Here is a 14,827-nt window from a genome sequence, read left to right as displayed (position 1 = left end):
TCACCAGGCCCTTCGAGGCTCGTCGACCTCGACGCGCTCCTTCGTCGCTTGCTCGGCCCGGCGGCTTGCGCTCCTCGCACCTCAGGGAGCAGGGGCTATGCGGTTCTTTCGGATGGAAGCAGAGGCGGAGGCTTCGCTCGCACCTCAGGGAGCAGGGGGTGCTCAGCGCGCGAGCTTGAGCACCTCACCCCAGCCGATGCGCGAACCGGTGCGCAGGATGGACCTCTGGTAGATCCGCGCTGCGATCCAGGTGGCTGCCGCACACGCAGCGCCCATCAGGCCGAAGGTCACGATGATCTGGACGGCGTCGGTGTCCCCGGTCGCGATGCGCATCGGCATGAGTGCCGCACTGAACGGCGGTATCCAGCTGAGGACCTCGATCAGCGTCGAATCCATCGCCTGCACTCCGAAGATGCCCGAGTACAGCACGGCGACCGCGAGGAACGTCAGCGGCGCCGACGACGAGTTCAGTTCTTCCTGCCGGGAGACGATGGCCCCGGTCGCCGCATAGAGCGAGGAGAAGAACAGGAAGCCGAGGAGGAACCAGGCGATGACCGCAGCAAACATCCCGATGGCGGCGCCGGGGAGGGTGAGGATTCCGGTGGCGGTGCCCGCGATCAGGGCGGTGGCGCCGAGTAGGACCACCTGTCCGAGGGCGACGACTCCGATGCCGATGATCTTGCCCCACAACAGATGCAACGGTTTGATCGTTGCCAGGAGTAGCTCCACGACGCGCGATGTCTTCTCTTCGACGACGCCGACGGCGACCATCGTGCCGCCCATCATGATCGCGGTGACGAGCAGCACCACTCCGACCATCGCGATCAACAGGCGCTGACCCTCGTCGGGTTTGTCTGGTTCGGTTTGCGAGACCGTGATGTCGACGGTGGGCAGCGCCGTGGCATCGATGCCTCGCTCGGCCAGCGCAGCCGACAGATTCGCCTGTGACACGGCGGTTCTGATGGGACCCTCGACGGTCGGGTCGGGACTGCTCTTGCTGATGATCACATACGAGCCGGGTGTCTCGCCGGGGACGAGTGCGGCCGCCACGTCGCCGCTGGTGACTCGTTCTCGCGCCTGCTCGACGGTGTCGGCCGGTTCGGTGGCGATGGTCGTGCCGGACGCTTCGCCGACCGCCACGATGGACTCGGTGACGGCCGATGGCTGGCCGACGACGGCGACCTTCTCGGTGTCGTCGCCGCCGGAGAACAGGTTGATGATGATGGCGCCGGCGACGATGACGATCATCAGCAGGGCGGTGCTGACGACGAAGGACTTCGTCTTGGCGCGAGTGGCGATCTCGCGGCCGGCGACGAGTCGTATCGCCTGTGCGGCAGAGGCTCTGGGATCGGATCCGGTGGCGGCCACCGGGGTGTCGGGTAGCGTGGTCATGCGGATACCACCTCTCGGAACAGGTCGGTCAGGGAGGGTGTCGAGGTCGCGAACCGGTGCACCGGCCCGTTCTGGAGCGCGGTCGACAGGATCAGCTGATCGTCGGCGACGTCGGGATCGATGAGGAGGCGGGTGGTCTCGCCGTAGTCGACGCGACGCACACCGGGGAGGGTGTCGGCCCACGCGACATCGGCTCGCGGCCCGGTGATCTCGAGGGTGATGCCCTCACGCGCGCGCAGGTCGTCGACGGTGCCGAGCGCACGCATCTCGCCGCGCGCGATGATGCCCACACGATTGCAGAGTCGCTGCACGAGGTCGAGCTGGTGCGAGGAGAAGATGACCGGGATGCCCTCGGCTGCCTTCTCTTTGAGCACGTCGCTCATCACGTCGACGGCGACCGGATCCAGCCCCGAGAAGGGTTCGTCGAGTACCAGGACGCTGGGGTCGTGGACCAGGGCTGCGGCGAGCTGGACGCGTTGCTGGTTGCCCAGGCTGAGGTCGGCGACGTTGTCGTCGTAGCGGGTACCCACGCCGAGGCGGTCGGTCCATCGCTTCACGGAGTCCTGGGCCTCGGCGGCCGACATTCCGTGCAGCCGTGCGAGGAAGGTCAGCTGCTCGCCCACCTTCATCTTGGGATACAGGCCGCGTTCCTCGGGCATGTACCCGATCCGTCGGCGCAGGTCGAGGTCGATCGGATCGTTGCCCAGGCGGACCTCGCCGGCATCGGCCGCCAGTACGCCGAGGATGATCCGCATGGTCGTGGATTTGCCGGCGCCGTTGCTGCCGACGAAGCCGAAGATCTCGCCGGGATCGACGGCAAAGGTCATGTCACGCAATGCGACGAGGTCTCCATAGCGTTTGTGGAGCCCGTCGACGATCAATGGTGCGGTCACGGCGCACTCTCCTCACTCTCGGTGGTCGTGGTCGTTGCTGACGTGGTGGGACGGGTGGTGTGTTCGCGGTGCAACGCTTCGAGATCTTCCGGATCGGGATCGGCCATCCACCAGGCGGTGAGCATGGAGGGCACGCAGATCGCCGCCAGGACGAGCGAGATGAGCAGGACGGCCGCGCCGTAGACGGCCTGCCCGGGCACCTCGTCCCGGAAACTGAGGACGATCAGTATCGCGTATGGGATGAACATCAGGCAGTACAAGACGGTGAAGCCGATGGAGCGCGCCGAGTTTCGTTGTGCCACTTGCATCTCGTCGAGCGCGGTGACCGGAGTGTCGGCGATCGATCCGGTCACGACGCGGAGCAGGTAGAGCGTCGTGATGATCCCCAGCAGCCCGATGATGAAGGGGACGAGGAACCATTTGTTCGTGAAGAAGGCGATGACCGAACTGATGAGGAGGAGAATTGCGAAGAACGTCTGGATGAGCACCAGTCGGCGGAACGTGCGCCGGGTTCGCCACGAGGTGAGGCGATGGGCGTTCTTGTCGTTGAACTCCTGGTGCCGCTGCCCACGCCACTCCTCGTAGCGGCGCCACAGGGCTGGCGTGGCCTCTTCGGGGATGGCCGAGTACGGATCGGTCATCGTTCACCTCCGGTGTCGTCGGTGTGGATGCTGGGGACGGGTTGTGCGCCGGGCGAGGTCGGGGACGGTTCGCGCCGGTAGAGCGCTGCGGACATGGCGCCGAACTCGCGCCGACTGAACACTGCCTCGACCGGCAGGTCGAAGACATCGCAGATGCGGAATGCGAGATCGAGGCTGGGGTAGTTGTCGCCGCGTTCGAGTGCGCCCACCGACTGAACGTTGATGCCGACGGCCGCCGCGAGTTCTGCTCGCGACATCCCGCGTTCCGCGCGCAGCACGCCGATGCGGTTGTAGATGGGGAGCTTTTCCCCACGGCGTATTGGACTCACCTGATCTAGTGTTGTGAAAACACAACATCCTGTCAAGTGCTGGCAATGAAACGATGTCCAGAGTCAGCGCGCCGTCACTCCCAGGAGTTCCGCGGCGACCCGGGCGGCCTCGCGCCCGGCGCGATTGGCTCCGATCGTCGACGCCGACGGGCCGTAGCCCAGCAACTGAATCCGCGGGTCGGCATCGACGACCGTCGCGAGGCGACCCGTCATGGTGATGCCCCCGCCCGGCGCCCGCAGGCGCAACGGGGCGAGGTGGTCTATGGCGCTACGGAATCCGGTGTTCCAGAAGATGACGTCGACGTCCAAGTGGGTGAAGTCGTCCGAGTGTCCGGATGAGGCGGAGCCGCAGTCCCAACAGACGCCGGTCTCGGTGATGCGGGTGAACATCGGACGCCACGACAGGATTCCGTCCCGCCTTGCCGCTGCTATCGAGGGTGTGAGCGCCAGCCCGGTCACCGACACCACCGACGTGGGCGGGAGGCCGGCGCGTACGCGGCGTTCGACACGTGCGACGGCCTCGCGACCCTGCGCCGGAGTGAACGGTTCGGGGTTGAAGACCGGCTCTCGGCGGGAACACCAGAAGGTCTCACTGTCGTGCGCCTCGCGGGCGATCTCGATCAGCAACTGGATCGCGGAGATGCCCGCGCCGACCACCAGGACGCGCTTGCCCGCGAAGTCGCCGGGCGTGGTGTAGTCGTGGGTGTGCAACTGCCGGCCGCGGAAGTCGGCGGCCCCGGGGATGTGCGGGATGAACGGTCGGTCCCAGGTACCCGTGGCGTTGACGATCAGGTTCGACGTGACCGAACTGCCGTCGCCCAGCTCGGTACGGAAGCCGTCCCCTTCGCGACGCACCGAGCGCACATGCACGGGACGATGGACGGTCAGGCCGAACTTCTCTTCGTATCTGCCGAAGTAGTCGGGGACGGCGGTGGCGGCGGGCAGCTCGTCGCAATCCAGTCCGAGCGCCTCGACCAGGCCCCAGCCCGGCAGGTCGTGGACGCGGTTGGCGGTGGCGAGGGTCAGCGTCGGCCACCGGAACTGCCACGCACCGCCGGGTCCGGGGGCGTGGTCGAGCATCTGATAGCGATCACCGAGACCGAAGCGATGGAGAAAGTAGGCCGCCGACAGGGCGGCTTGTCCGCCGCCGATGATCAACACATCCGAATGTCGAGCGGGCTGTGCGCCGGTCCGGGAGATCTGCACGTCACCACCTTGTCACGACCGACCGCGTTCACGCCGTGCCGCTGTCACGACCAACTGCGAGGGTGCGGTCGGTAGGGTTGGGGCCCATGATCCACTCCACCACCGACGGGTCGGTAGTCACGATCGAGCTGGACCGGGTCGACAAGCGCAACGCCCTGAACGACGAGATGCTGTCCGGCCTGTCCGGCGCGTTCGTCGCCGCGCTCGACGCCGGTGCGCGCGCCATCGTGGTGACGGGGCGGGGACCGGTGTTCAGCGCCGGCGCCGACCTGTCGGGCCCCGTGTACGACAAGGGTTTCCTCGACAATCTGGTCGCGACGCTGCAGCGGATCGAGGCCGCGCCGGTGCCCGTCATCGCGGCGCTGAACGGCTCGGCCATCGGGGCGGGTCTGCAGCTGGCGATGGCCGCCGACCTCCGGGTCATGGCGCCGGACGCGATCGCCGGCATCCCCGCCGCCAAAATCGGTGTTGCCGTGGATGAATGGACGATCCGGCGGCTGGTGTCGCTGGTGGGGGCAGGCCAGGCGCGCGGGATGCTGATCGGCTGCGACCCGTTGACCGCCGACCGCGCGCACACGCTCGGGTTCGCCAACCGCATCGGCGATCTCACGGATGCGCAGCACTGGGCGCACACCATCGCCGACCTCGCCCCGCTCACATTGCAGCACTACAAGCTCGTCCTCAACGGCGACGGTGCCCGCGATGTTGCCCCGGAGGACAGGGCGGCGGCGATGCTGCGCGCGTGGGAGAGCGACGATGTGCAGGAGGGCCGGGCGGCCCGCGCCGAGAAGCGCGCGCCCCGGTTCGTCGGGTCCTGAGCCCGGCTCGGCGCCTACCGGCGGTGAATGGGTCCGTCGCCGGTGTGAAGGGGCTTGGCGGTCGCGCGGTGCCGCTCGGCGATCAACTGTGCCGCGATGGCCACGGCTGCCTCGCCGGGGGTGTGCCCACCGAGGTCGAGGCCCAGGGGTGAACGCAGGCGCTCGAGCTGTTCGTCGGTGATGCCCGCATCGCGAAGGCGCTGGTTGCGGTCGTCGACCGTCCGCCGTGACCCGAGTGCGCCGATGAAGCCGAGCGTCGGTGACGCCAGCGCGATCGCCAGCGTCGGGACGTCGAACTTCGGATCGTGCGTCATCACGCAGATCGCGGTCGATGCGCCGATTCGGCCCTCCCGGATCTGGGTCGCCAGGTAGCGATCCGGCCACGCGACGACGACCTCGTCGGCATCGGGGAAGCGTGCGCGGGTCGCGAACACCGGTCGAGCGTCGACGACCGTCACCCGCATCCCGAGACTCGTCCCAAGCGAACTGAGTGCGCGCACGAAGTCGTTGGCGCCGACCAGGATCAGCCTGGCTGACGGCCCGAAGGTCTGCACGAAGGTCCGGGGACGGTCGTCGGACGGGGCATCGCAGTCGTCGACCCCGATCAGTCCGCTGCGGCCGGTTGTCAGGAGGTCGGCGACATCGCGGTCGAGCCGGCGCCACGACGGCTGGGACGCCGGAGTCGCCAGATACCACTCGGGATCGTCGGTGAGAGTCGTCGCCCAGGAGATCGGTTCGTCGTCGTCGAGTGCCGTGATGAGGCGTCTCAGGTGCCGACGGCGCTCGGCGGTCGGCGCCACACGCTCGACGAGGACCTCGATCTGCCCACCGCAGGTGAGGCCTGGCGCGGGATCGTCGGGATCGTCGACCCCGTAGTGTTCGACCACCGCAACCCCGCTGGTCAGGACGTCGCGTGCACTGTGAACGAGTGCGGATTCGACGCACCCGCCCGACACCGAGCCGATGACGGTGTCGTCCTCGGTCACGATCATCGCGGCGCCCAGCTCGCGGGGTGCCGATCCCGACGTGCCGACGACCCGGCAGAGCGCGACAGGACGCGCGTCATCGCTGTCGAGGAGGTCGATCAGGGACCGCAGGACGTCGCGCATGTACTCCAGTGGACCAGACGATCACGGTCCCGGCCAGGTTTGCCGTGCAACGCCCGGCGCTAGTCGCCCAGCACCCGGCGGAGGTAATCGTTGGTGAACACCCGGGACGGGTCGTAACGCTCACGCACTGAGAGGAATTCGTCGAATCGGGGGTAGACGCCGCTGAGATACTCGGCGTCACGGGTGTGCATCTTGCCCCAGTGCGGACGTCCGCCGAAGCCGGTCAGGATTGCTTCGACGTCGGCGAAGTAGGCGTCGGAGTCGGCGGGATCGTCGCGATGGTAACGGTGGACAGCGATGTAACCGCTGGTGCGTCCGGATGCGGTGGAGAGCATGAGGTCGTCGGCGGCGGCGGCACGGACCTCGATGGGGAAGCTGACCAGGTATTCGCGCCGGTCGAGCAACGCGCGGATCTCGCGCAGCGCCTCCGGGACGGCGTCGAGGTCGATGGCGTACTCCATCTCCCGGAACCGCACGTCGCGGTCGGAGACGAAGATCCGGGTCGAGGAGTCGGTCAGCTCGCGCGGCGACAGTGCGCGACCGATGACACCGTTGATCGCCGGGACCAGACGCGGTGCCCGAGAGCCGATCTCACACAGGAGCCGGAGGGTCTTGTTGCTCAGCAACTCGTCGTCGATGTAGCGCTTGATGCGGGACGGTCCGCTGACGGGTGTGTCGGCGCCGACCCGTGTGTTGGTCTTCACCAGAGCGCAGTCGGTGTGCGGGAAGAAGTAGAACTCGTGGTGGTCGGACGCCTGCACCCGATCGAGGAACGCGGCGATCGCGGTATCTGCCGTCTCGGGACCCTCGACGGCGTGCAACCGGAACTCGTCCACGCATTCGATGGTGAGCTCGACGACGACCCCGAGCGCCCCGAGTCCGAGCGCGACTGCCTGCAGGTCGGAGTCGGCGGAGGTGAGGGTGACGAGATCGCCGGTGCCGGTGACCAGTGTCGCGCCGACGATCTGGGTGCTGATGCCGCCGAAGGCGAGTCCGGTGCCGTGCGTTCCGGTGGAGGTGGCGCCGGCGATGGTCTGTCGGTCGACGTCGCCGAGATTGGTCATCGCGAGCCCGAACGGTGCGAGCAATCCGGGGATCTCGTGAAGATGGGTGCCGGCGCGCAGAGTCACCCGATGACCGTCGACCGCAACCAGACCGCGCAGGCCCGAGAGTTCGAGTTGCACGTCGTCGGCCACGGCGATGGGGGAGAAGCTGTGTCCCGCACCGACGGTCTTCACCGTGCCGCCGCGTGTGGCCACCTCGCCGACGATGTCGGCGATCTCGGTGGCACTCGACGGGCTGAGCACGCGGTTCGGCGTGCAAACGGCAGTACCGCCCCAGTTGCGCCAGGCGTGCGTCGAGCGCGCAGCGGTCGCGTTCACAGGAAGCACTTGCCCTCTCCTCGGTAGGTCGGCACGACCTCGCTCACCACCGCGCGCCCGGCGTCATCTCGGTCGATGATCGCGACCTCGCGGGCTCGTTCGCACACCTCGCCGGATTTGGTGTGCCGGAACCACACCCGGGCACCGATGGCGATCTCGTCGGCGGCCGCACCCCGCAGCGGGGTCTGCACCTCGCCGGCCGCCTCGGTGCCGACGTAGGTGAGTCCTTGCGGCCACACCGGTTTCGGCAACCGGTCGGCGGCAGGCGGGCCGGACGCGATCCAGCCGCCGCCCGCACAGGTCACGATCCCGGGAGCCGGACGCCGGACGACGTCGAGACCGAAGGACAGTGCCGGAGCAGGTCGAAACCGTGCATAACCGTCGAACAGGTGGCCGCCGAACAGCCCGCTGCCCGCAGCGATGTCGGTGACCGCGCGGTCGCGTGCGGTCTCCTCGAGGGACCCGGTGCCGCCTGCGTTGACGAACTCCAGATCGGCGAGCCGGCGCAGTTCGGTGATCACCTTGCCGCGTCGCCTGCGCAACTCGCCCATCGAGCGGCGCTGCATCGCGCGGACGGCGCGGTTGGCCGGCGTCCGGCCCGGCACCGCGTCGGCGACGCCGGCCACCTGCGCTTCGTAGGACATGACCCCGACGAGGTCGAAACCGGGACGCGCCACGATGATTCGAGCGAGTTCGAGTGCGTCGCGGCGCGAGTGCACCGGGGAGCGGCGCACGCCGATGTGCACTCGCCCGCCGAGCAGGCGGTACGACGCGTCGAGGTCGATGGCGACGCGGATCGGCGGTCGGGTGCCGGCGGGGACGACGGCATCGATGATGTCGAGCTGGTCGACGGAGTCGACGAGCACGCTGACCCGACGCGTCGCGATCTCGTCGGCGGCGAAGGCCGCCAGCGCATCCCGCCGCACGCTGGGATAACCCATCAGCACGTCGCCGATCCCCGAACTCGTCGAGAGCCAGTGCGCCTCGGCGAGATCGTAGGCCAGTACGCCGGCGAAACCGGTGCGCCCGACGATGTCGTCGATGATCGACCGCACCCGAACGGACTTCGTGGCCAGCCGGATGGGGACACCCGCCGAACGCCGGGTGAGGTCGGCGACGTTGTGCTCCAGGGCGGTCCGATCGAGCGCGAGGACCGGCGCGTCGAGGCCCGCCTCGCGGACTGCCTGGTCCAGTGCCGCCCAATGGGATTCGGGATCGGTCAGCCACCTGGTGGGCGTCGTCCGGTTCACCGGGGACTCGTCGGGGGCCTCATTCGAAACTGACATAGGTCATGAGTTGATCGCAGATCGAGCGGATGATCGCGTCGACGACCTTGTCGTCGGCGGTACTCAGGTAGACGAGGGTGATGGAGTTGGTCGCCGCGATGATCAGCGGGCCGAGATCCTCGACCGGCGTGGTCCACACGATCGGTGTGAGGTCGGCCATCGACTGCAGCCCCGCCGAGGCCACCCGGTAGAGCTGCTCGTACATGTGCCTGCCGATCTGCTGCAGCTCCGGGTGGTTGTGGGCATAGATGCCGAGGGCGATGGCCGCCTGCATCCGACCCGGATCGGCTTTGAGCAGGTCGTAGAACGCCTCGAACTGGCGCACCATGCTCAGCCGGATCGTCTCCAGACCCGGTTCGGGTCCGTAGTCGGCGGCCGGCAACACGGCGTGCAGCATGCGCTCGATGTCGATGGGGACGGCCGTCTCCATCACCGCGCACAACAGTGCGGTACGGCTCTCGAACGCGTAGTGGAAACTCGCCAGCGGCATCCCGGCGTGGGCGCAGATGCGACGGGTCGTCGCGCCCTCGACCCCGTGATCGGCGATCACGCGGTACGCCGATTCGATGAGCGCGCTTCGACGTTGGTCGACGGACATCCGTGCCACTGCGGTAACTTTCTGACCACATGCGCCGGCGCATGCTCGGTGGACAATGCTCGCCGCAGCCTATCAGTGCCGGTGAGGCGCACAATGCGCTTCACGCACTACTGTGTGAACGTGACCTCCACGACCGGCAGTAAAGGTACCAACCACCTGCGCCGCGACGTTCTCGCGCGCATGGGCTCGGCGGGAGTCGCGGTGACCGACGTCGTCGTCGGGCGGCTCGCCGCCGAGGGACTCGGCCCCGCCCGTGCGCTCGGCGCCTCCCGCGCCGAGATAGCGCCGCACGTGCGGCAGAGCCCCCACCTGCGCGACGGCGCCTTCGACAACCCGGAACCCCCGTCGCCGGCCGATCCGAGCCTGCAGGTCCTCACCGACATGGCGCGGCGCCCCGGCCGCCCGCGCCGGCCGATCATGGTCACGGTCCCGCGTTTCGACGCGCCGGCCGACCTCGCCGTCACCTGGCTCGGTCATGCCACCGCCGTCGTCGAGGTCGACGGCGCGCGCATCATCACCGATCCTGTTCTGAGCCGTCGCTGTTCGCCGAGCCAACTCGTGGGTCCTGCGCGGATGCATGAGGCACCGCTGTCTCCGTCGGAGTTGCCGCCCCTCGACGTCGTCCTGATCAGTCACGATCACTACGACCACCTCGACATGACCACCGTCACCACCATCGCGGCCGAGCAGCCCGACGCCGTGTTCGTCACGACGATCGGGGTCGGCGCGCACCTCGCCTCGTGGGGTATCGCCGAAGATCGCATCCGGCAGGCGGATTGGTGGGATGAGGTGGTCGTGACGACCGGTGCGGGCGAGCTGCGGTTCACCTGTGGTCCGGCGCGGCACTTCTCGGGCCGGAGGCTGGAGCGGAACCTCACCCAGTGGGGCAGCTGGGCGATCGCCGGCCGGGATCACAAGGTCTTCTTCTCCGGGGACACCGGCCACAGTGAACGTTTCGAAGAGGCCGGCGCCCGCCTCGGCCCGTTCGACCTCACCCTCATCGCCGTCGGCGCCTACGACGTGATGTGGCCGGACATCCACGTGAACCCGGAGGAGGCGCTCGCGGTGCACCGGATGGTCTCGCCCGGTTCGGGATCCGACTCGGTTCTGGTCCCGATCCACTGGGGGACGTTCACTCTCGCCCGCCATCCCTGGGGGGAGCCCATCGCGCGGCTGCTGGCGGACTCACGACCGGATACGCCGACCATCCTGGTCCCGCAACCGGGCGGCTCGATCGACCTCACACACCGAACCGGTAGCGGTATGGCACACCCCGGTTGGTGGGAGGCCTCGGCGTGAGCGCGTCGACGGGGATCGCCAGTCCCGGTCTCACCGCGGCCCAGGTCGCACAGCGGGTCGCCGACGGTCAGGTCAACGCGTTGCCCGACCGGTCCGGACGCAGTGTGTCGGACATCGTGCGCGCGAATGTCTTCACCCGGATCAATGCGATCCTCGGGGTCTTGTTCGCGATCGTCGTGTTCACCGGATCGCTCATCAACGGACTGTTCGGTCTGCTGATCATCGCCAACTCGGGCATCGGCATCATCCAGGAGATCCGCGCCAAGCGCACCCTGGACAAGCTCGCGATCGTCGGCCAGACCCGGCCACGGGTTCGGCGCGACGGCACGGTGAGCGAGGTGCCGCCGGACGAGGTGGTGCTCGACGACATCATCGAGATCGGTGCGGGCGACCAGATCGTCGTCGACGGCGAGGTGGTCGAGGCGACCGCGCTCGACGTCGACGAGTCGCTGCTCACCGGCGAGGCCGACCCGATCGACAAGGACCCGGGTGCCGCGGTGCTCTCGGGCAGTTTCGTGGTCGCAGGCGGCGGTGCCTACCGCGCCACGAGAGTCGGGGCCGACGCCTACGCGGCCCAACTCGCCGCCGAGGCGTCGAAGTTCACCCTTGTGTCCTCGGAACTGCGGTCGGGGATCGACCAGATCCTGCGGGTCATCACCTGGTTGCTGATCCCGGCCGGCGTCCTGACCATCGTCAATCAGCTCTTCATCAGCGACAACGGGTTGCGGCGGTCGCTGTTGGGAATGGTCGCCGCGCTGGTGCCCATGGTGCCCGAGGGGCTCGTCCTGATGACCTCGATCGCCTTCGCGGTGGGCGTCGTGCGTCTCGGTCGGCGGCAGTGCCTGGTCAACGAACTCCCGGCCATCGAGGGACTCGCGCGCGTCAACGTGGTCTGTGCGGACAAGACCGGCACCCTGACCGAGAACGGGATGCGGCTGGCCGAGGTACGGACCCTCGGGGCGGTGCCGGCCGAGGCCGCGGCGCAGGTGCTGGCCGCGCTCGCCGCTCACGATCCGCGCCCCAACGCCAGCATGATCGCCGTCGCCGAGGCCCATCCGGTGGCTCCGGACTGGACGGTGACCGCCATCAAACCGTTCACCTCGGCCACCAAGTGGAGCGGGGTGTCGTTCCGCGGAAAGGGCTCGGGCCCGGCGGCCGGGACCGACAGCGGGCACTGGCTGATCGGTGCGCCCGATGTCCTCCTCGACCCGCAGGGCGAGACGGCCCGCCTCGCCTCCGACATCGGCGCCACCGGACTCCGCGTACTGCTGCTCGCCTGCACCGACGTGCCCGTCGACACCGAACCCGCGCCGGGTCAGGTTGCGCCGGGGACAGTGTCGCCGGTGGCCCTCGTGGTCCTCGAACAACGGGTCCGGCCCGATGCTCGCGGCACGATCGAGTACTTCGACCAGCAGCATGTGGCGGTGAAGGTCATCTCCGGTGACAACGCCCGCTCGGTCGGTGCGGTGGCCGCGTCCCTCGGCCTCGGATCGGCCGAGACCTCGGTGGATGCGCGTGAGTTGCCCTCGGACACAAGCGCACTCGCCGATGTCGTCGAACACGGTGTGACGTTCGGGCGGGTGCGGCCCGATCAGAAGCGCGCCATGGTCAAGGCGTTGCAGTCGCGGGACAACACTGTCGCGATGACCGGCGACGGCGTCAACGACGTCCTCGCGCTCAAGGACGCCGACATCGGCGTCGCAATGGGTTCGGGCAGCTCGGCGGCCCGGTCGGTGGCCCAGATCGTGTTGCTGGACAACAAGTTCGCCACACTTCCGTACGTGGTGGGCGAGGGCCGGCGGGTGATCGGCAACATCGAGCGCGTCTCCAACCTGTTCCTCACCAAGACCGTGTACGCGGTCCTGCTCGCCTTGTTCGTCGGTATCGGCGGACTGCTCGGCGCGGTGTTCGGGTCCGATCCGCTCAGCTATCCGTTCCAGCCGATCCACGTGACGATCTCGGCATGGTTCACCATCGGCATCCCCGCCTTCGTGCTGTCGCTGGCCCCCAACAACGAGCGTGCTCGTCGGGGATTCGTGCGCCGGGTGCTGCTGAGCGCGGTACCCAACGGGATCATCGTCGGTCTGTGCACCTTCGCGACGTATGTGCTCGTCAACCCCGGTGGTGCCGGTGTCGAGGTGGGCGGGGATGCCGTCGAGATGTCGCCCGCGCAGACGCAGGCCGCCACCGCGGCACTGATGACGCTGATCGCCATCGCGGTCTACGTGCTGGCGGTCGTCGCGCGCCCCTACAACTGGTGGAAGGTCGTTCTGCTCGCGGTCTCCGCCGGTGCCTACGTACTGATCTTCGCGTGGCCGTTCACCCAGGACCTCTTCCGGCTCGACTCGTCGAACTGGGGGATGAACTCGGTGGCCCTGGTCTCGGCGGCGGTCGGTATCGCGTGCGTCGAGGTCGTCTCGCGAGTAGCGCCCCGATGGATCGCCGCGCATGGGGACGAAACGCAGCGCGACGGGGCGCTCACGTCGGACGGATAGAATCTGCGGCAAGCCGCCGGAAGACTTCCGGCGCGTCGATCAGAGGAGACATCATGGATCTCAAGGGACTCGTCAACAAGGCCAGGGCCACGCTGCAGAAGAACCCGAACCTGATCGAGAAGGGCGGCGACGCCATCGACAAGGTCACCAAGAACAAGTACTCGGGTCAGGTCGACAAGGCGCAGGACGCCGTGCGCAAGGCCGTCGGTTCACCCCAGCAGAACCCGGGGCACCAGAACCCGGGTCACCAGAATCCGGGTCACCAGAATCCGGGACACCAGAATCCGGGTAACCCGCAGCGCTAGAACGGCTCACGCACCCGCCGTGGGTGTCGGCGATACGCCGACACCGTCGGGTCCCCGTCGATCCAGAACCGCCACTGGCGATCGGCGGCCCGGCGGACGCCGACCCGCGGACCCGCGACCACGCGTTCGCCGGGGTGCGGCGCACCGGATTCGAGGGTGACCGGCGTCGATGCGTCGGTGAGGTCGGTGTCGAGGTCGGCCATCGTGATCCCCAGGGCACGGCACAGGTTGCCGGGGCCGCTCGCCAACCGGTCGTCGGGGATCGCCCCGGTGCGGGTCGCGACGCGGCGGAAGCGGGCCAGTTCGGTGCCGTCGACCACCACGCCCGCGCGCAGCAGGATCGCCGCCGCAGGGCCGGGACCGGCGACGACGACGTTCGCGCAGTGGTGACCGTGGATGCGATAGACATACAGCCGGTCCGGCGGTCCGTACATGATCTCCGAGCGAGCTGTTCTGGTGAAGGCATGCGAGGCCGGGTCGTCGGGACCGGCGTAGGCCTCGACCTCGGTCAGGCGGATCGTCACCCCGTGCCCGGTCAGGTGCGAGCCCAGCAGTGAACGTGCCTGTTCGGCAGCGGAGGGCCGGGCACTACTCTCTTGGATCATGGCAAAGACGAGTGACTCCATCGACGTTGATCTGTCACCGGAAGATACCTGGGCCGCGGCGTCGGATCTCTCGCGGTACGGCGAGTGGCTGGTGATCCACGAGGCGTGGCGCAGCCCGATCCCGGCAGCCGCCGAACTGGGCAAAGGGACCGAGATCTCGTCGATCGTGAAGGTCAAGGGCACCCGTGTCCGCTTCGACTGGGTGGTCGAGAAGTTCGAACCGTTGTCGCACGTCCGCCTCAAGGGGAACGGCAAAGGCGGGGTCAAGGCCAAGCTGGATCTGGGCATCACTCCCACTTCGAGCGGATCGGAAGTAACCTTCACTGTTGATCTGGGTGGGCTGCCGCTGATCGGGCCCGTGGGCAAGACCGCGGCCATGGCGGTATCGGGGGATCTGCGTAAGTCACTGCTGAAGTTCCGCGAGGTGTTCGGCTGAGCCACGCGTGAGCGTGCAGGCCGCGACCGCCGA

The 14,827-nt window shown here is 68.3% G+C and carries 15 protein-coding genes; 5 read left to right on the top strand and 10 right to left on the bottom strand.

From position 1 onward, the window contains the following. Nucleotides 1-162: 162 nt before the first annotated feature. The 5 genes from ACFW3F_RS20820 to ACFW3F_RS20800 form a co-directional block, all read right to left on the bottom strand. Complete coding sequence (locus ACFW3F_RS20820; RefSeq protein WP_388060775.1) at nucleotides 163-1,392, bottom strand: ABC transporter permease; 1,230 nt, start codon at nucleotides 1,390-1,392, stop codon at nucleotides 163-165. Beyond that, a complete protein-coding gene (locus ACFW3F_RS20815) occupies nucleotides 1,389-2,285 on the bottom strand; it encodes an ABC transporter ATP-binding protein (RefSeq protein WP_388060773.1) in 897 nt (298 codons plus the stop codon). Before ACFW3F_RS20815 ends, ACFW3F_RS20820 begins: the two co-directional genes overlap by 4 nt. Further along, nucleotides 2,282-2,926 carry a hypothetical protein gene (locus ACFW3F_RS20810; protein ID WP_388060771.1) on the bottom strand — a complete coding sequence of 215 codons (645 nt, stop codon included), beginning with the start codon at nucleotides 2,924-2,926 and terminating at the stop codon, nucleotides 2,282-2,284. The genes ACFW3F_RS20815 and ACFW3F_RS20810 overlap by 4 nt, the downstream gene beginning before the upstream one ends. Further along, nucleotides 2,923-3,255 (bottom strand): helix-turn-helix transcriptional regulator, encoded by a 333-nt coding sequence (locus tag ACFW3F_RS20805; protein WP_388060769.1) that lies wholly within the window; start codon nucleotides 3,253-3,255, stop codon nucleotides 2,923-2,925. Before ACFW3F_RS20805 ends, ACFW3F_RS20810 begins: the two co-directional genes overlap by 4 nt. A gap of 63 nt (nucleotides 3,256-3,318) precedes the next feature. Then, nucleotides 3,319-4,461: an NAD(P)-binding domain-containing protein gene (locus ACFW3F_RS20800; RefSeq protein WP_388060767.1), complete on the bottom strand. Its 1,143-nt coding sequence runs from the start codon at nucleotides 4,459-4,461 to the stop codon at nucleotides 3,319-3,321. Between the two features lie 86 nt (nucleotides 4,462-4,547). On the opposite strand from ACFW3F_RS20800, the gene ACFW3F_RS20795 reads away from it, so the two are divergent. Beyond that, nucleotides 4,548-5,279 carry an enoyl-CoA hydratase gene (locus ACFW3F_RS20795; protein ID WP_388060765.1) on the top strand — a complete coding sequence of 244 codons (732 nt, stop codon included), beginning with the start codon at nucleotides 4,548-4,550 and terminating at the stop codon, nucleotides 5,277-5,279. 14 nt (nucleotides 5,280-5,293) lie between these two features. On the opposite strand, the gene ACFW3F_RS20790 is transcribed toward ACFW3F_RS20795, so the two are convergent. The 4 genes from ACFW3F_RS20790 to ACFW3F_RS20775 are packed head-to-tail and all read right to left on the bottom strand — an operon-like array spanning nucleotide 5,294 to nucleotide 9,663. Then, nucleotides 5,294-6,388, bottom strand: a complete 1,095-nt coding sequence (locus ACFW3F_RS20790; RefSeq protein ID WP_388060763.1) for an XdhC family protein — start codon at nucleotides 6,386-6,388, stop codon at nucleotides 5,294-5,296. 59 nt (nucleotides 6,389-6,447) lie between these two features. Next, nucleotides 6,448-7,779: a D-arabinono-1,4-lactone oxidase gene (locus ACFW3F_RS20785; RefSeq protein WP_388060762.1), complete on the bottom strand. Its 1,332-nt coding sequence runs from the start codon at nucleotides 7,777-7,779 to the stop codon at nucleotides 6,448-6,450. Continuing rightward, a complete protein-coding gene (locus tag ACFW3F_RS20780) occupies nucleotides 7,767-9,056 on the bottom strand; it encodes an amino acid deaminase/aldolase (protein ID WP_388060760.1) in 1,290 nt (429 codons plus the stop codon). Before ACFW3F_RS20780 ends, ACFW3F_RS20785 begins: the two co-directional genes overlap by 13 nt. Then, entirely contained in the window at nucleotides 9,040-9,663 is a 624-nt protein-coding gene (locus ACFW3F_RS20775) for a TetR/AcrR family transcriptional regulator (protein ID WP_388060758.1), read from the bottom strand. The genes ACFW3F_RS20780 and ACFW3F_RS20775 overlap by 17 nt, the downstream gene beginning before the upstream one ends. 105 nt (nucleotides 9,664-9,768) lie before the next feature. Here ACFW3F_RS20775 and ACFW3F_RS20770 point away from each other — a divergent pair, with 105 nt between their 5' ends. From ACFW3F_RS20770 to ACFW3F_RS20760, 3 genes are read left to right on the top strand one after another with little or no spacing between them, the layout of a single operon-like run. After that, on the top strand, nucleotides 9,769-10,953 hold the full coding sequence (locus ACFW3F_RS20770) for an MBL fold metallo-hydrolase (protein WP_388060779.1): 1,185 nt from the start codon (nucleotides 9,769-9,771) through the stop codon (nucleotides 10,951-10,953). Further along, nucleotides 10,950-13,448 carry an HAD-IC family P-type ATPase gene (locus ACFW3F_RS20765; protein WP_388060756.1) on the top strand — a complete coding sequence of 833 codons (2,499 nt, stop codon included), beginning with the start codon at nucleotides 10,950-10,952 and terminating at the stop codon, nucleotides 13,446-13,448. Before ACFW3F_RS20770 ends, ACFW3F_RS20765 begins: the two co-directional genes overlap by 4 nt. A gap of 53 nt (nucleotides 13,449-13,501) precedes the next feature. Continuing rightward, nucleotides 13,502-13,753 carry an antitoxin gene (locus tag ACFW3F_RS20760; RefSeq protein WP_388060754.1) on the top strand — a complete coding sequence of 84 codons (252 nt, stop codon included), beginning with the start codon at nucleotides 13,502-13,504 and terminating at the stop codon, nucleotides 13,751-13,753. Here the strand turns inward: ACFW3F_RS20760 and ACFW3F_RS20755 are convergent. Then, nucleotides 13,750-14,379: a DNA-3-methyladenine glycosylase gene (locus tag ACFW3F_RS20755; RefSeq protein ID WP_388060752.1), complete on the bottom strand. Its 630-nt coding sequence runs from the start codon at nucleotides 14,377-14,379 to the stop codon at nucleotides 13,750-13,752. The genes ACFW3F_RS20760 and ACFW3F_RS20755 overlap by 4 nt on opposite strands. Here ACFW3F_RS20755 and ACFW3F_RS20750 point away from each other — a divergent pair. Further along, nucleotides 14,357-14,794, top strand: a complete 438-nt coding sequence (locus tag ACFW3F_RS20750) for an SRPBCC family protein (protein ID WP_388060750.1) — start codon at nucleotides 14,357-14,359, stop codon at nucleotides 14,792-14,794. The two genes, ACFW3F_RS20755 and ACFW3F_RS20750, sit on opposite strands and share 23 nt — an antisense overlap. The last annotated feature ends 33 nt before the right edge of the window (nucleotides 14,795-14,827 follow it).

The sequence above is a fragment of the Gordonia sp. NPDC058843 genome, from assembly GCF_042743165.1.
GTDB lineage: Bacteria > Actinomycetota > Actinomycetes > Mycobacteriales > Mycobacteriaceae > Gordonia.
The sequence above is the reverse complement of the archived record's forward strand: the minus strand, read 5'-3'. Positions and strand labels throughout refer to the sequence as shown.